General features: G+C 58.4%; 10 protein-coding genes, 2 tRNA genes, 3 rRNA genes and 1 pseudogene. 8 read left to right on the forward strand and 8 right to left on the reverse strand.

What is annotated here, in order from left to right:
- Positions 1-115: 115 nt before the first annotated feature.
- Complete coding sequence (locus P7C00_RS04150; protein WP_404938178.1) at positions 116-799, reverse strand: SDR family oxidoreductase; 684 nt, start codon at positions 797-799, stop codon at positions 116-118.
- Between the two features lie 25 nt (positions 800-824).
- Positions 825-1016: pseudogene (locus tag P7C00_RS04155) on the reverse strand (MerR family DNA-binding protein); the annotation flags it as partial.
- Between the two features lie 93 nt (positions 1017-1109).
- Between P7C00_RS04155 and P7C00_RS04160 the strand changes: the two are divergent.
- A complete protein-coding gene (locus P7C00_RS04160; protein WP_346636264.1) occupies positions 1110-1547 on the forward strand; it encodes a hypothetical protein in 438 nt (145 codons plus the stop codon).
- Here the strand turns inward: P7C00_RS04160 and P7C00_RS04165 are convergent.
- The 6 genes from P7C00_RS04165 to P7C00_RS04190 form a co-directional block, all read right to left on the reverse strand.
- The gene (locus tag P7C00_RS04165) at positions 1544-2470 is read right to left on the reverse strand and encodes an ABC transporter permease (RefSeq protein WP_404938179.1); all 927 of its coding nucleotides are present in this window, start codon (positions 2468-2470) and stop codon (positions 1544-1546) included. The two genes, P7C00_RS04160 and P7C00_RS04165, sit on opposite strands and share 4 nt — an antisense overlap.
- Positions 2470-3576 (reverse strand): ABC transporter permease, encoded by a 1107-nt coding sequence (locus tag P7C00_RS04170; RefSeq protein WP_404938180.1) that lies wholly within the window; start codon positions 3574-3576, stop codon positions 2470-2472. Before P7C00_RS04170 ends, P7C00_RS04165 begins: the two co-directional genes overlap by 1 nt.
- 11 nt (positions 3577-3587) lie before the next feature.
- Positions 3588-5153 carry an ABC transporter ATP-binding protein gene (locus P7C00_RS04175; RefSeq protein WP_404938181.1) on the reverse strand — a complete coding sequence of 522 codons (1566 nt, stop codon included), beginning with the start codon at positions 5151-5153 and terminating at the stop codon, positions 3588-3590.
- A gap of 532 nt (positions 5154-5685) precedes the next feature.
- Positions 5686-6267: an IMPACT family protein gene (locus tag P7C00_RS04180; protein ID WP_404938182.1), complete on the reverse strand. Its 582-nt coding sequence runs from the start codon at positions 6265-6267 to the stop codon at positions 5686-5688.
- Between the two features lie 5 nt (positions 6268-6272).
- A complete protein-coding gene (locus tag P7C00_RS04185; RefSeq protein WP_404938183.1) occupies positions 6273-6941 on the reverse strand; it encodes a TetR/AcrR family transcriptional regulator in 669 nt (222 codons plus the stop codon).
- 208 nt (positions 6942-7149) lie between these two features.
- Positions 7150-8070 carry a LysR family transcriptional regulator gene (locus P7C00_RS04190; protein WP_346636258.1) on the reverse strand — a complete coding sequence of 307 codons (921 nt, stop codon included), beginning with the start codon at positions 8068-8070 and terminating at the stop codon, positions 7150-7152.
- Between the two features lie 124 nt (positions 8071-8194).
- Here P7C00_RS04190 and P7C00_RS04195 point away from each other — a divergent pair, with 124 nt between their 5' ends.
- From P7C00_RS04195 to rrf, 7 genes are all read left to right on the forward strand, one after another.
- Positions 8195-9544 carry an aspartate aminotransferase family protein gene (locus tag P7C00_RS04195; RefSeq protein WP_346636257.1) on the forward strand — a complete coding sequence of 450 codons (1350 nt, stop codon included), beginning with the start codon at positions 8195-8197 and terminating at the stop codon, positions 9542-9544.
- Positions 9545-9617: 73 nt separating this feature from the next.
- On the forward strand, positions 9618-11111 hold the full coding sequence (locus P7C00_RS04200) for a CoA-acylating methylmalonate-semialdehyde dehydrogenase (RefSeq protein WP_346636256.1): 1494 nt from the start codon (positions 9618-9620) through the stop codon (positions 11109-11111).
- A 627-nt stretch (positions 11112-11738) separates the two neighbouring features.
- Positions 11739-13277 (forward strand): 16S ribosomal RNA (locus P7C00_RS04205).
- A 123-nt stretch (positions 13278-13400) separates the two neighbouring features.
- Positions 13401-13477: transfer RNA gene (locus tag P7C00_RS04210), tRNA-Ile, on the forward strand.
- Positions 13478-13487: 10 nt separating this feature from the next.
- A tRNA-Ala gene (locus P7C00_RS04215) sits at positions 13488-13563 on the forward strand.
- Between the two features lie 235 nt (positions 13564-13798).
- Positions 13799-16690: ribosomal RNA gene (locus tag P7C00_RS04220) — 23S ribosomal RNA — on the forward strand.
- A gap of 148 nt (positions 16691-16838) precedes the next feature.
- A 5S ribosomal RNA gene (rrf, locus tag P7C00_RS04225) occupies positions 16839-16954 on the forward strand.
- The 16S, 23S and 5S rRNA genes sit together here with 2 tRNA genes alongside, the layout of an rRNA operon.
- The last annotated feature ends 146 nt before the right edge of the window (positions 16955-17100 follow it).

Raw genomic sequence — 17100 nt, forward strand, 5'->3', positions numbered from 1 at the left:
CGCAGTCTAGCGAAAGATTTACCGGGGGACAAAGCTTGCATTCTGCCCCCCGATCCAGAGCCTTTGCCGCTCTGTGCAAGTGCTGCCTGAGGCAGCCGCTGCAGAGGTTAGGGGTTTACCAGGGGATGGTTTCGCCCTTGTAGTTGACGAAGTGATGGCCGCCCTTGCCGGTGTAGGCGTTGACCTGGGCGATCAGCCCACGGGTGCTGGTTTGCACGTCGATGTCGGCGCCTTCGCCGCCCATGTCGGTCTTCACCCAGCCCGGATGCAGGGAGAGTACGGTCAGCTTTTGTTCCAACTGGGTCACGAAGCTGTTGGTCATGGAGTTCAGTGCGGCCTTGCTGGCTTTGTACAGGGCCAGCTCCGGGGCGTCCGGCATGGTGACGCTGCCCAGCACCGAACTCATGAACGCCAGTACGCCGCTGTCCTTGCGGATCTGCCCGACAAAACGCTGGGCCAGGTTGATCGGCGCCACCGCGTTTGTGAAGAACAACTGGCCGACTTCGGCCTGAGTCGCATGGCCCGGCAGTTGGTTGTCCGGGCCCTTGACCCCGGCATTGACGAACAGCAGGTCGAACACCTGATCCTTGAGCTTCTGGCTGAGGGCGATCACCGCTTGCTGATCGTCCATGTCCAGTTGTTCGATCTGCACCTTGCCCAGGGCTTGCAGGGCCTCGGCCTTGTGCGGGTTGCGCACGGTGGCGATGACCTGCCAGCCGTCCTCCAGCAGGCGTTGTACCAGGCCGAGGCCCAGGCCCCGAGAGGCGCCGATGATCAGTGCGGTTTTTGCCGTGGACATGATGAGGTTCCTTGATAAATGAGGATCACGGATTCAATGGACAGGCTTGCTCGAGCCGTTGTTGCAGTTGCTGGCGCAAGTGGCCCAATTCAGTGATACGGGGTTCGATCAGGGTCAGTTTGTCATGCAGCAGCCGGGTTATGGCCTGATCCGGATCGGCACTCTGCCACAGAGCGCCGACACTGCTGCCAATCTCGCCCAGGCTTCGGCCAGTTCTCCAATGCGCATGTGCGGGTCTTGAAAGGGCTTGACCCTGGAGCATACTCGAGGCTTTAGCCTGCGCGCTCCTTGAATCGATGGAGCAGCATTTATGTGGACGAGCGAACAGTATCGAACATTGGTCCGGGCCAGCGGCTGGTACGACTTGCTGGTGACGCTGGCCTTTGTCACCCCCTGGAGCTTCATGGCATTGCATGGGCTGATGCAGGACACGGCCCTGACCTTGCACCTGCCGGGTAGCCTGCCGCCGTTCGAGCCGATGCACCTGCTGATGGCCAACTTGATGGGCTCGATTGTCTGCGTGTGGTCGGTGCTGCGGATTCGTGATCCGCAGCAGGCGTTTGGCCGTTATGACGCGGTGGGGCGCATCCTGTTTGCCACCTGGCAGGTGTATGCCCTGATGCACGGCGCTACGGCGTTGATCGGGGTGATTCTGTTTTTCGAGCTGGCGTGGTGCGTGGCGCAGTTGTGGCCGGTGAACGGCTCCGCCGGCAAGCCAGCGCCTGCGGAGGCCGTGGCGGTCATTTAGTACCCCGCCTGCCACGGCTGGCCCAGGGAGACTGGTGCATACAGCCGGGTGCGCAAGGCATCCCGGGACAGCAGCACCAGCACCAGGATGGTGGCGGCATAGGGCAGCATCGCCAGCAGGTTGGACGGTATCGCCAGCCCCAGGCCCTGGGCCACCAGATGCAGGATGCTCGCCAGGCCGAACAGGTAGGCGCCGAGCAACAGTCGCCACACCCGCCAACTGGCGAACACCACCAGGGCCAGGGCGATCCAGCCGCGGCCGGCGCTCATGTTCTCGGCCCACATCGGGGTGTAGGCCAGGGACAGGTAGGCTCCGGCCAGCCCGGCCATGGCCCCGCCGAACAGCACCGCGAGCATCCGCACGCGCAGCACCGGCAGGCCCATGGCGCTGGCGGCATCGGGATTTTCGCCGACGGCCTGGATGATCAGGCCGACCCGGCTCTTGAGAATCATCCAGGCCACCACGGCGAACAGCGCGAAAGACAAATACACCAGCAGATCCTGGGCAAACAGCATGCGGCCGATCAGCGGGATGTCGCTGAGCAATGGCAGCGCCAGCGGCTCGAACCCGGCCAGTGGCTTGCCGACCCAGGCCGCGCCGACAAAGCTCGACAGGCCGACGCCAAAAATAGTCAGGGCCAGGCCCGTGGCCACCTGATTGGCGTTGAACACCAGGGCCACCAGGGCAAACAGCGCCGAGAGCAGCATTCCCGCTGCCATTGCCAGCAGCACGCCAAGCCACAAATGGCCGCTGTTGAAGGCGACGATAAAACCTATCACCGCGCCGAACAGCATCATGCCTTCCTGACCGAGGTTGAGGACGCCGCTTTTTTCACAGATCAGTTCTCCCAGGGCTACCAGCAGCAAGGGCGTACCGCAGCGCACCATGGCGTAGAGAATATTGCTCAGCAGATCGATATCCATCACAGGGCTCCGGCGGTAGCGGTGGCGGTGGCGTCGCGGCGCGCCCAACGCAGGTTCAGGCGCGGGCGGTAGAGAATCAGCACGTCGCAGGCCAGGAGGAAGAACAGCATCATGCCCTGGAACAGTTGGGTGATGGCTTGGGGCAGGTTGAGGCTCATCTGCGCGCTTTCGCCACCGATGTAGAGCAAGGCCATCAGCAGGCTGGAGAACAGGATGCCGATGGGGTTCAAGCGTCCAAGAAAAGCCACGGTGATCGCCGCGTAGCCATAGCCGGGGGACACTTGTGGCACCAGCTGGCCAATAGGGCCGGTGACTTCACAGACACCGGCCAAGCCCGCCAGCGCACCGCTGATCAACAACGCCAGCCAGATCAGGCGCTTCTGGCGAAAGCCGACGAAACCCGCGGCGCGCGGGTCCAGCCCGAGGACCTTGATCTGGAAACCGACAAAGCTTTTCTGCAGCAGCACCCAGACCGCCACCAGGGCCAGCAGGGCGAAATACACCCCGGCGTGGACCCGGCCGTCCTCCATCAGTAGCGGCAGGCGGCTGGCGTCACCGAACATGGCCGACTCGGGAAAGTTGAACCCGGCGGGGTCCTTCAACGGGCCGTGCACGCAGTACAGCAACAGGTTCAGGGCGATGTAGTTGAGCATGATGCTGGTGAGTATTTCGTTGGCGTTGAAGCGTGTGCGCAGCCAGGCGGTAAGCCCGGCCCAGGCGGCGCCGGCCAGGGTGCCGCCGAACAGGATCAGCACCAGCGCCCAGCGACTTTGCAGCTCGATGAGGTTGACCGCCAGGGCGCTGCCGGCCAGGGCTCCGAGCAGCAGTTGGCCTTCGGCGCCAATGTTCCAGATGCGGGCCCGGTAGGCCACTGCCAGGCCCAGGGCGCAGAGCAGGATCGGCAGCGCCTTGACCAGCAGTTCCGAGGCGCCGTACAGGTCGCTGACCGGGGCGATCAGCAAGGTGTGCAGGGTCAGCAGCGGGTCGTGCCCCAGGGCCATGAACAGCAGGGCACCACAGCTCAGGGTCAGCAGCGCGGCGAGAAGGGGGGAGCACCAGAGCATCAGGCGCGATTGCCGGCCGCGAGGTTCGAGTGAAAGCAGCATGGACGACTCCGTTAGACCGCCGGGGCGGGGGCAGAAGGGACGGTTTCGAAGTGGCCGGCCATCCAGGCGCCGACTTCGACCAATGAGGTGTCGGCACAGGCTTTGGGCACCGAGAGACGACCGCCGCAGAGGGCGGCAATGCGATCGCTGATCTGCAGCAACTCATCCAGGTCTTCGGAGATCACCAGGATCGCCGCACCGGCATCACGCAGGGCGATCAGTGCCCGGTGAATAGTGGCTGCGGCCCCCACGTCGACGCCCCAGGTCGGGTGCGCGGCGATCAGCAAGCGCGGTTGCTGGAGGATCTCGCGGCCGAGGATGAATTTCTGCAGATTGCCGCCAGACAGGCTGCGGGCCGGGCTCTGGGCGTCACCGGCCTTGACCCCGAAGCGCTGGATGATGGTCTCGGCCAGGGTGCGGACCTTGGCTCTTTGAATCAGGCCATTGTGTATCAGCCCCTGTTGAAAGGCGGTGAGCAGCGCGTTGTCTTCCAGGCTCAGTTCCGGTACGGCACCTTGCCCCAGGCGTTCGGCGGGGACGAAGGCCAGCCCCCTTTGGCGTCGGGCATCGGGGTATAGATGGCCGACGGCGTGGCCGGCCAGGCAGATGCGTTGGGCTTCGCCGGGAGTCAGGCGTTGCTCGCCGCTGAGCAGGGCCAGCAGTTCGTCCTGGCCATTGCCGGCGACCCCGGCGATGCCGACGATTTCGCCACTACGCAGGCTCAGGTCGATGGCCTTGAGGGAGCAGCCGAAGGGATCGGGGTTGTGCCAGCTCAACTCGCGGATCTGCAGGAATTCGGCGCCGCCGCTGACCTTGGGGTAGTCGGCAAGCAGGGCCGCTGCGTCACCCACCATCAGTCGCGCCAGTTCCTGGTTCGAGCATTCGGCCGGCCGACAGTGCCCGGCCACCCGGCCGCCCCGCAGTACTGTGGCGCTGTGGCACAGGGCGCGGACTTCGGCGAGCTTGTGGCTGATGAACAGGATGCTGCAGCCCTCGGCAGCCAGCCGGCGCAGGGTGATGAACAGCTCTTCGGCCTCCTGTGGGGTCAGCACTGAGGTGGGTTCGTCGAGGATCAACAGGCGGATGTCCTGCATCAGGCAGCGCACGATCTCCACTCGTTGGCGCTCGCCGATGGACAGGCTGTGCACCAGGCGCTGGGGTTCAAGGGCCATGCCGTAGCGCTGGGACACTTCGCGGATCTTGCCTTCCAGCTGGCTCGGCGTGCCGGCCGCCGCGCCCATGGCCAGGGCGATGTTTTGCGCGACGCTGAGGGTTTCGAACAATGAGAAATGCTGGAACACCATGCCGATCCCCAGTCCGCGAGCCTGGGCCGGGCTGCTGATGAGCTGGCGCCGGCCTTGCCAGATCAATTCCCCCGAGTCGGCCTGGATCACCCCATAGATGATCTTCATCAAGGTGCTTTTGCCGGCGCCGTTCTCGCCGAGCAGGGCCTGGATTTCACCTGGGGCGATGCACAGGTCGATGGCGTCGTTGGCCAGGCAACCGGGATAGCGCTTGCTGATCTTGCGCAGTTGCAGGCGCGGTATTTGCCCGATGGGCACAGCGGGATTTGGCATGACAGGCTCGGGGGGATTGGAGGTGTTTGTGTGGATAAAGCAATTTCCTGGCCAGTAGGTCAGGAAAGCTCAAGCGCCGCCCTGGACTGCACCTTGAACTGTCGGAGGAGGCGGATGCCGGGCACCACATCGGGGCAAAGTGTTTGAAAGGGCTCTGTTTTTGTCCGCGATAACCTGAGCAAAAAATGACCAGTGGCCTGCAGGCCCTGTGCAATCAGCGGCTGGGGCAGCCTTGCACGGGTTATCCACAGCTTGCTCCACAGTAATTGTGTGCAAGCCTGGAACTTGGGCATAAGCCCGGCGGCCTTGCCTTCCAACCGCGATAAACCACTCTAACTTGCTGTTTTACGTTGCAAAAAAGTCCACTGGCGGAACTTTGGACAAAAAATGAACAAAGCCGGCAAAGCCACGTTACAGAAGGGTTACAGCGCTATGTGCTCAGGTTATCCACAGTCGGGTGCACAGCAGATGTGGGCAACTGCGGGAGGCTCTGCCGGGTTATGCACAAGGTGCTCGGGCCGGGTTGGTGCGTTCAGCGCTGCAAGAGGATGCGTCCGCGACTGAGGTCGGCCAACTGCTGTTGCAGGGTATCGATCTGCGCTTCGCCCAGGGCCAGTTGTAACTCCACGCCATTGGCGGTGAAGTCTTCCTCGACCAGCAAGCCGCCCAGTTCGGCGACCCGCAATTTGACCAGTGCCAGCTCGCTGAAACTGCAGGCGCAGCGCAGCGGTACGCGGTTGACCAGGGCGATGCGCTCGGCGCCTTGCAGGCATTTGTTGGCACCGCCGCCGTATGCCCGGGCCAGGCCACCGGTGCCCAGCTGGATGCCGCCGTACCAGCGGATCACCAGCACGGCCACCTGATCGCACTCCTGGGCCTCGATGGCCGCGAGGATCGGCCGTCCGGCGGTGCCGCCGGGCTCGCCGTCGTCGTTGCTGCGGTACTGATCGGCCAGCTTCCACGCCCAGCAGTTGTGGGAGGCGTTGAGGTCGCTGTGCTGCTGGATGAAGGCTTGGGCCTCGGCCGCGCTGGTGATGGGCGAGGCGAAGGTGATGAAGCGGCTTTTGCGAATCTCTTCGCGGTACTCGCAAAGGCCGGCCAGGGTAAAGGGCATGAGCGTCAGTCTTTCTGGGCGGGAGTTAGGCCACAGCCTTTGAGGATGATGCGGATCAGGTTGTTGCCGGCCTCTTCGAAATCCTGCTTGGTCAGGCGGTTGCGCCCGGTGACACGGCAGATCTGGGTGGCGAAGTCGGCGTAGTGCTGGGTGCTGCCCCAGAGCAGGAAGATCAAGTGCACCGGGTCAACCGGGTCCATCTTGCCGGCGTCGATCCAGGCCTGGAATACATTGGCCCGGCCTTGGAACCAGGCGCGGTAGTCCTGGCTGAAGTATTCGCTCAGGCATTCGCCGCCACTGATGATTTCCATGGCGAAGATCCGCGAGGCCTGGGGCTGGCGGCGGGAAAATTCCATCTTGGCGCGGATGTAGCGGGTCAGGGCCTCGGCCGGGTCATCCTCGGCGGTGAGGGTGTTGAAGGTGCTGTCCCAGAGCTCGAGGATGTTGCTCAGCACTGCGATGTACAGCCCCAGCTTGTTGGTGAAGTAGTAGTGCAGGTTGGCCTTGGGCAGTCCGGCCTTCTGCGCGATGGTGTTCATGCTGGTGCCTTTGAAGCCGTGACGGGCGAACTCGTCCTCGGCGGCCTGGATGATGGCCTCTTCATTCTTCTGCCGAATGCGGCTAGCGGGTTTGCCGGGGTGAGGAGCGCTGTGGGCGGGGACTTCAAAGGTCATGGAGGTTTCCGAGCAAGTCTGTGGGTGCTACCTGTGCGTTGATAGCGCACCCAGGTTGATCAGACAAGCCTTGGCACGACAAAAGCTTCAGTGGGCCTTCAGGCTGTGGTTTTCCGGCGCCGGATTTATGTCGTTTGGCAGGCTTTACCCTCCGGCAGCCGCAGGCACATCAGCAGGGCGGTGATGCCGACCTTGATCAGGCTGATTCTCAGCGGGTCGCCGCCAGGCTCTCCAGGAAGCTTTCCAGCACCAAGTGAGGGCGCCGGCCCTTGCGCGTGACCGATGCCAGGCTCAGGTCATAGAAGCGGGATGTGGGCTTGAGCGCGCGCAACCGGCCCTGCTGTACCCAGAGGGTGGCGTAGTGATCAGGGAGATAGCCGATATAGCGTCCGGTGAGGATCAGGAAGGCCATGCCTTCGCGGTCGGAGGCGCTGGCGGTGCAGTTCAATGCCTGGTAGTGGGCCTGGATTTCCGCGGGCAGGCGGAAGGTCGGGGCAATGGCGTCCTGGTCATTGAGGCGCTGATCGTCCAGTTGCTTGTCGTCCACGTAGAACAGGGGATGACCTACCGCGCAGTACAGCAACGAACGTTCGTCATACAGCGGCTGATACTCCAATCCGGACAGGGCGCTGGCCTGGGGCACCACGCCGACGTGCAGGCGACCATCGAGTACCCCTTGTTCGACTTCGTTGGGGGCGATCATGCGGATCTGGATCTGTACGTCCGGGCCGCGTTCCTTCAATTGTGCCAGGGCGTGGGTGATGCGCATGTGGGGCAGGGTCACCAGGTTGTCGGTGAGGCCGATGATCAATTCGCCCCTCAGGTGACGGTGCAGGCCGTTGACCTCGGTGCGAAAACTCTCCAGGGCGCTGAGCAGTTGCAGGCTCGACTGATAGACCTCGCGGCCTTCTTCAGTGAGGGAGAAACCGGCGCGTCCGCGCTGGCACAGGCGCAGGCCGACCCGTTGCTCCAGGTCACTCATCTGTTGGCTGATGGCCGAGCGGCCAATGCCGAGCACGGTCTCTGCGGCGGAGAAACCACCGCACTCCACAACACTGCGAAAGATCCGCAGCAGGCGGATATCAAAGTCGCTGACTTGCGCCAGCGGGTCGGCTCGACGGCTGCTCATAGTTTAGTAGATGCCAGACTGAAGGTTATTAAAGTTGGATTTCACCGACTTTATAGCCGTGGCAACTTAGTCGCAACAACGCTTTTATTCCTACGCCGCTTCATTGCCTTGCGAGGTTTTGCTCATGAACATGCCGGAAACCGCTCCTCAGTCCCTGGCCAGTCAGCTCAAGCTCGACGCTCACTGGATGCCCTACACCGCCAACCGTAACTTCCAGCGTGACCCGCGCCTGATCGTCGGCGCCGAAGGCAGCTGGCTGGTGGATGACAAGGGCCGCAAGATCTATGACTCGCTGTCGGGTCTGTGGACCTGCGGCGCCGGTCACTCGCGCAAAGAGATCCAGGAAGCGGTATCCAAGCAACTGGGCACCCTGGATTACTCTCCTGGCTTCCAATACGGTCACCCGCTGTCGTTTCAACTGGCGGAGAAAATCACCGACCTGACCCCGGGCAACCTGAACCACGTGTTCTTCACCGACTCCGGCTCCGAGTGCGCCGATACCGCAGTGAAGATGGTGCGTGCCTACTGGCGCCTGAAAGGCCAGTCGACCAAGACCAAGATGATCGGCCGTGCCCGTGGCTATCACGGGGTGAACATCGCCGGCACCAGTCTGGGCGGCGTCAACGGCAACCGTAAGCTGTTCGGCCAGGCAATGATGGATGTGGACCACCTGCCGCATACGTTGCTGGCCAGTAACGCGTTTTCCCGTGGCATGCCGGAGCAGGGCGGTATTGCCCTGGCCGATGAGCTGCTGAAGCTGATCGAGTTGCACGATGCTTCCAATATCGCTGCAGTCTTCGTCGAGCCGATGGCCGGCTCTGCTGGCGTGCTGGTGCCGCCACAGGGTTATCTCAAGCGTCTGCGGGAGATCTGCGATCAGCACAGCATCCTGTTGGTGTTCGACGAAGTGATCACTGGTTTCGGTCGTACGGGGGCGATGTTCGGCGCCGACAGCTTTGGCGTGACCCCGGATTTGATGTGCGTGGCCAAGCAGGTCACCAACGGGGCGATTCCGATGGGCGCGGTGATTGCCAGCTCCGAGATCTATCAGACCTTCATGAATCAGGCGACGCCTGAGTACGCGGTGGAGTTCCCCCACGGCTACACCTATTCGGCGCACCCGGTGGCTTGTGCGGCGGGCCTGGCGGCATTGGATCTGCTGCAGAAGGAAAACCTGGTGCAGAGCGTGGCTGACGTCGCTCCGCATTTCGAGAATGCGTTGCACGGCATCAAGGGTGCGAAGAACGTGATCGACATCCGTAACTTCGGTCTGGCCGGTGCGATTCAGATCGCGGCTCGGGACGGTGATGCAATCGTGCGTCCATTCGAAGCCGGTATGGCCTTGTGGAAGGCCGGTTTCTACGTGCGCTTTGGCGGCGACACCCTGCAGTTCGGCCCAACCTTCAATAGCAAGCCACAGGACCTCGATCGCCTGTTCGATGCGGTTGGCGAAGTGCTGAACAAGCTCGACTGATTCGATCCTTCTTATATAGAAGCGGGCGCGAAGTGTTTCGCGCCTGCGCCTTCCCTTTTTCAGGAGTCCCCGCATGAGTCTGATTCAACACCTGATCCACGGTGAGCTGGTAAGCGACAACGGTCGCAGCACTGACGTCTTCAACCCGTCCACAGGCAAGGCGATTCACAAGGTCCCGCTGGCAAGCCGTGAAACCATTCAACAGGCAATCGACTCCGCCAAATCGGCCTTTCCGGCCTGGCGCAATACGCCGCCGGCCAAGCGTGCCCAAGTGATGTTCCGCTTCAAGCAACTGCTGGAGCAGAACGAGGCGCGCATTGCCCAACTGATCAGCGAAGAACACGGCAAGACTCTGGAAGACGCCGCGGGTGAACTGAAGCGCGGTATCGAGAACGTCGAGTACGCCTGTGCCGCGCCGGAAATCCTCAAGGGTGAATACAGTCGCAATGTCGGTCCGAACATCGATGCCTGGTCCGACTTCCAGCCGTTGGGCGTGGTGGCCGGTATTACTCCGTTCAACTTCCCGGCAATGGTGCCGCTGTGGATGTACCCACTGGCGATCGCTTGCGGCAACTGCTTCATCCTCAAGCCTTCCGAGCGTGATCCAAGCTCGACCTTGTTGATCGCCGAGCTGTTGCATGAAGCCGGTCTGCCCAAGGGCGTACTGAATGTGGTGCACGGTGACAAGACTGCCGTGGATGCACTGATTGAGGCGCCGGAAGTCAAGGCGTTGAGCTTTGTCGGTTCGACGCCGATTGCCGAGTACATCTATGCCGAAGGCACCAAGCGCGGCAAACGCGTCCAGGCACTGGGCGGGGCGAAGAACCACGCGGTGCTGATGCCCGATGCCGACCTGGATAACGCCGTCAGCGCTTTGATGGGGGCTGCCTACGGTTCCTGTGGTGAGCGTTGCATGGCGATCTCGGTAGCTGTATGTGTGGGTGATCAAGTAGCGGACGCCCTTGTGACCAAGTTGGTACCGCAGATCAAGGCGCTGAAGATCGGTGCCGGCACTTCCTGTGGCCTGGACATGGGGCCGCTGGTGACTGCCCAGGCTCGCGACAAGGTCAGTGGTTATGTAGAGGACGGCGTCGCTGCCGGTGCACAGCTGGTGGTGGATGGTCGTGGTCTGAGCGTTGCCGGTCATGAAGAGGGCTTCTTCCTGGGTGGCTGCCTGTTCGATCGCGTCACTCCTGAGATGCGTATCTATAAAGAAGAGATCTTTGGTCCGGTGCTGTGCATCGTTCGGGTCAATAGCCTGGAAGAGGCCATGCAACTGATCAACGATCACGAGTATGGCAACGGTACCTGCATCTTTACCCGTGACGGTGAAGCAGCGCGTCTGTTCTGTGACGAGATCGAAGTGGGCATGGTGGGCGTCAACGTACCGCTGCCAGTGCCAGTGGCTTACCACAGCTTTGGTGGCTGGAAGCGCTCGCTGTTTGGCGATCTGCATGCTTATGGTCCTGATGGTGTGCGCTTCTACACCCGCCGCAAGGCCATCACCCAGCGTTGGCCGCAACGTGCCAGCCATGAAGCGTCGCAGTTCGCCTTCCCTAGCTTGTAAGTAGTGAGGCCACAAAGGCCGGCCCTGATGGGCCGGCCTTTGCTTTTATGGGCTTTTCTGATCGACATGACAGATTTATGAAAATAAGTGTTGACGGCAGATTCTACAGGTCTATAATTCGCCCCACTTCCGGCGCAGTCGAAACGGAAAACTCCTTGAGATTCAACGAGTTACGCGGTTTTCGGCAGCGGTTACGCTTCAGTTCATCGAAGCCAGAAGCAGTTGGTAAGGCAGTGTGTTTTCGCCTTATTAACGATTCGATCCTCTCGGTCGAAAGCGGTTAAAAAGAGGTGTTGACAGCAGCGTGTAACGCTGTAGAATTCGCCTCCCGCTAACGAGAGATCGGAAGCGCAAGTGGTTGAAGTTAAAAAGGAAACTTTGAAAGCTTCTTAAAAAAATCACTTGACAGCAAATGAGGCTGCTGTAGAATGCGCGCCTCGGTTGAGACGAAAGATCTTAACCAACCGCTCTTTAACAACTGAATCAAGCAATTCGTGTGGGTGCTTGTGGAGTCAGACTGATAGTCAAAAAGATTATCAGCATCACAAGTTACTCCGCGAGAAATCAAAGATGTAACCAACGATTGCTGAGCCAAGTTTAGGGTTTTCTCAAAACCCAAAGATGTTTGAACTGAAGAGTTTGATCATGGCTCAGATTGAACGCTGGCGGCAGGCCTAACACATGCAAGTCGAGCGGCAGCACGGGTACTTGTACCTGGTGGCGAGCGGCGGACGGGTGAGTAATGCCTAGGAATCTGCCTAGTAGTGGGGGATAACGTCCGGAAACGGGCGCTAATACCGCATACGTCCTACGGGAGAAAGTGGGGGATCTTCGGACCTCACGCTATTAGATGAGCCTAGGTCGGATTAGCTAGTTGGTGAGGTAATGGCTCACCAAGGCTACGATCCGTAACTGGTCTGAGAGGATGATCAGTCACACTGGAACTGAGACACGGTCCAGACTCCTACGGGAGGCAGCAGTGGGGAATATTGGACAATGGGCGAAAGCCTGATCCAGCCATGCCGCGTGTGTGAAGAAGGTCTTCGGATTGTAAAGCACTTTAAGTTGGGAGGAAGGGCAGTTACCTAATACGTGATTGTTTTGACGTTACCGACAGAATAAGCACCGGCTAACTCTGTGCCAGCAGCCGCGGTAATACAGAGGGTGCAAGCGTTAATCGGAATTACTGGGCGTAAAGCGCGCGTAGGTGGTTTGTTAAGTTGAATGTGAAAGCCCCGGGCTCAACCTGGGAACTGCATCCAAAACTGGCAAGCTAGAGTATGGTAGAGGGTGGTGGAATTTCCTGTGTAGCGGTGAAATGCGTAGATATAGGAAGGAACACCAGTGGCGAAGGCGACCACCTGGACTGATACTGACACTGAGGTGCGAAAGCGTGGGGAGCAAACAGGATTAGATACCCTGGTAGTCCACGCCGTAAACGATGTCAACTAGCCGTTGGGAGCCTTGAGCTCTTAGTGGCGCAGCTAACGCATTAAGTTGACCGCCTGGGGAGTACGGCCGCAAGGTTAAAACTCAAATGAATTGACGGGGGCCCGCACAAGCGGTGGAGCATGTGGTTTAATTCGAAGCAACGCGAAGAACCTTACCAGGCCTTGACATCCAATGAACTTTCTAGAGATAGATTGGTGCCTTCGGGAACATTGAGACAGGTGCTGCATGGCTGTCGTCAGCTCGTGTCGTGAGATGTTGGGTTAAGTCCCGTAACGAGCGCAACCCTTGTCCTTAGTTACCAGCACGTTATGGTGGGCACTCTAAGGAGACTGCCGGTGACAAACCGGAGGAAGGTGGGGATGACGTCAAGTCATCATGGCCCTTACGGCCTGGGCTACACACGTGCTACAATGGTCGGTACAAAGGGTTGCCAAGCCGCGAGGTGGAGCTAATCCCATAAAACCGATCGTAGTCCGGATCGCAGTCTGCAACTCGACTGCGTGAAGTCGGAATCGCTAGTAATCGCGAATCAGAATGTCGCGGTGAATACGTTCCCGGGCCTTGTACACACCGCCCGTCACACCATGGGAGTGGGTTGCACCAGAAGTAGCTAGTCTAACCTTCGGGAGGACGGTTACCACGGTGTGATTCATGACTGGGGTGAAGTCGTAACAAGGTAGCCGTAGGGGAACCTGCGGCTGGATCACCTCCTTAATCGACGACATCAGCTGCTCCATAAGTTCCCACACGAATTGCTTGATTCATTGAAGAAGACGATAGAAGCAGCTTTAAGCTCCAAGCTGATAGCTCCAAGCTAACAGTTACAAGCTCGAAATTGGGTCTGTAGCTCAGTTGGTTAGAGCGCACCCCTGATAAGGGTGAGGTCGGCAGTTCGAATCTGCCCAGACCCACCAATTTTGTTATGGGGCCATAGCTCAGCTGGGAGAGCGCCTGCCTTGCACGCAGGAGGTCAGCGGTTCGATCCCGCTTGGCTCCACCATAAACTGCTTCTGAAAGCTTAGAAATGAGCATTCACTTTGAATGTTGATTTCTAGTCTTTTGATTAGATCGTTCTTTAAAAATTTGGGTATGTGATAGAAAGATAGACTGAACGTTACTTTCACTGGTAACGGATCAGGCTAAGGTAAAATTTGTGAGGCTCTTAATTGAGCAGCAATTGCAAATTTTCGGCGAATGTCGTCTTCATAGTATAACCAGATTGCTTGGGGTTATATGGTCAAGTGAAGAAGCGCATACGGTGGATGCCTTGGCAGTCAGAGGCGATGAAAGACGTGGTAGCCTGCGAAAAGCTTCGGGGAGTCGGCAAACAGACTTTGATCCGGAGATGTCTGAATGGGGGAACCCAGCCATCATAAGATGGTTATCTTGTACTGAATACATAGGTGCAAGAGGCGAACCAGGGGAACTGAAACATCTAAGTACCCTGAGGAAAAGAAATCAACCGAGATTCCCTTAGTAGTGGCGAGCGAACGGGGACTAGCCCTTAAGTGGCTTTGAGATTAGCGGAACGCTCTGGAAAGTGCGGCCATAGTGGGTGATAGCCCTGTACGCGAAAATCTCTTAGTCATGAAATCGAGTAGGACGGGGCACGAGAAACCTTGTCTGAATATGGGGGGACCATCCTCCAAGGCTAAATACTACTGACTGACCGATAGTGAACTAGTACCGTGAGGGAAAGGCGAAAAGAACCCCGGAGAGGGGAGTGAAATAGATCCTGAAACCGTATGCGTACAAGCAGTGGGAGCAGACTTTGTTCTGTGACTGCGTACCTTTTGTATAATGGGTCAGCGACTTATTTTCAGTGGCGAGCTTAACCGAATAGGGGAGGCGTAGCGAAAGCGAGTCTTAATAGGGCGTCTAGTCGCTGGGAATAGACCCGAAACCGGGCGATCTATCCATGGGCAGGTTGAAGGTTAGGTAACACTGACTGGAGGACCGAACCGACTACCGTTGAAAAGTTAGCGGATGACCTGTGGATCGGAGTGAAAGGCTAATCAAGCTCGGAGATAGCTGGTTCTCCTCGAAAGCTATTTAGGTAGCGCCTCATGTATCACTGTAGGGGGTAGAGCACTGTTTCGGCTAGGGGGTCATCCCGACTTACCAAACCGATGCAAACTCCGAATACCTACAAGTGCCGAGCATGGGAGACACACGGCGGGTGCTAACGTCCGTCGTGAAAAGGGAAACAACCCAGACCGTCAGCTAAGGTCCCAAAGTTATGGTTAAGTGGGAAACGATGTGGGAAGGCTTAGACAGCTAGGAGGTTGGCTTAGAAGCAGCCACCCTTTAAAGAAAGCGTAATAGCTCACTAGTCGAGTCGGCCTGCGCGGAAGATGTAACGGGGCTCAAACCATACACCGAAGCTACGGGTATCACGTAAGTGATGCGGTAGAGGAGCGTTCTGTAAGCCTGTGAAGGTGAGTTGAGAAGCTTGCTGGAGGTATCAGAAGTGCGAATGCTGACATGAGTAACGACAATGGGTGTGAAAAACACCCACGCCGAAAGACCAAGGTTTCCTGCGCAACGTTAATCGACGCAGGGTTAGTCGGTCCCTAAGGCGAGGCTGAAAAGCGTAGTCGATGGAAAACAGGTTAATATTCCTGTACTTCTAGTTATTGCGATGGAGGGACGGAGAAGGCTAGGCCAGCTTGGCGTTGGTTGTCCAAGTTTAAGGTGGTAGGCTGGAATCTTAGGTAAATCCGGGATTCTAAGGCCGAGAGCTGATGACGAGTTACCTTTTAGGTGACGAAGTGGTTGATGCCATGCTTCCAAGAAAAGCTTCTAAGCTTCAGATAACTAGGAACCGTACCCCAAACCGACACAGGTGGTTGGGTAGAGAATACCAAGGCGCTTGAGAGAACTCGGGTGAAGGAACTAGGCAAAATGGCACCGTAACTTCGGGAGAAGGTGCGCCGGTGAGGGTGAAGGACTTGCTCCGTAAGCTCATGCCGGTCGAAGATACCAGGCCGCTGCGACTGTTTATTAAAAACACAGCACTCTGCAAACACGAAAGTGGACGTATAGGGTGTGACGCCTGCCCGGTGCCGGAAGGTTAATTGATGGGGTTAGCTAACGCGAAGCTCTTGATCGAAGCCCCGGTAAACGGCGGCCGTAACTATAACGGTCCTAAGGTAGCGAAATTCCTTGTCGGGTAAGTTCCGACCTGCACGAATGGCGTAACGATGGCGGCGCTGTCTCCACCCGAGACTCAGTGAAATTGAAATCGCTGTGAAGATGCAGTGTATCCGCGGCTAGACGGAAAGACCCCGTGAACCTTTACTATAGCTTTGCACTGGACTTTGAATTTGCTTGTGTAGGATAGGTGGGAGGCTTTGAAGCGTGAACGCCAGTTTGCGTGGAGCCATCCTTGAAATACCACCCTGGCAACTTTGAGGTTCTAACTCAGGTCCGTTATCCGGATCGAGGACAGTGTATGGTGGGTAGTTTGACTGGGGCGGTCTCCTCCTAAAGAGTAACGGAGGAGTACGAAGGTGCGCTCAGACCGGTCGGAAATCGGTCGTAGAGTATAAAGGCAAAAGCGCGCTTGACTGCGAGACAGACACGTCGAGCAGGTACGAAAGTAGGTCTTAGTGATCCGGTGGTTCTGTATGGAAGGGCCATCGCTCAACGGATAAAAGGTACTCCGGGGATAACAGGCTGATACCGCCCAAGAGTTCATATCGACGGCGGTGTTTGGCACCTCGATGTCGGCTCATCACATCCTGGGGCTGAAGCCGGTCCCAAGGGTATGGCTGTTCGCCATTTAAAGTGGTACGCGAGCTGGGTTTAGAACGTCGTGAGACAGTTCGGTCCCTATCTGCCGTGGACGTTTGAGATTTGAGAGGGGCTGCTCCTAGTACGAGAGGACCGGAGTGGACGAACCTCTGGTGTTCCGGTTGTCACGCCAGTGGCATTGCCGGGTAGCTATGTTCGGAAAAGATAACCGCTGAAAGCATCTAAGCGGGAAACTTGCCTCAAGATGAGATCTCACTGGAACCTTGAGTTCCCTAAAGGGCCGTCGAAGACTACGACGTTGATAGGTTGGGTGTGTAAGCGCTGTGAGGCGTTGAGCTAACCAATACTAATTGCCCGTGAGGCTTGACCATATAACACCCAAGCAATTTGCTTAAGAAGCGAGTTGCGGTGTGTGAAGACGAAACAAACCGAAAGTTTGCACCGCTCACAAAGCACACAAATCTATTACATACCCATTTGCTGGCACGTTGCATAAGCGACGGTCTGGCTACCGAATTTCTTGACGACCATAGAGCGTTGGAACCACCTGATCCCATCCCGAACTCAGAAGTGAAACGATGCATCGCCGATGGTAGTGTGGGGTTTCCCCATGTGAGAGTAGGTCATCGTCAAGATTAAATTCCGAAACCCCAATTGCGAAAGCAATTGGGGTTTTGTTTTTGCGCGACAGAAAAGCTGCAGCAGTTTCTCTTCCGCTGTTTGCTCGGTCCGGCTGCCACCACCCCGTGACAGTGCTAAGGTTCCGGCCTAGCTTTTTGCA

Source organism: Pseudomonas sp. JDS08PS003, assembly GCF_045013505.1.
GTDB lineage: Bacteria > Pseudomonadota > Gammaproteobacteria > Pseudomonadales > Pseudomonadaceae > Aquipseudomonas > Aquipseudomonas protegens_B.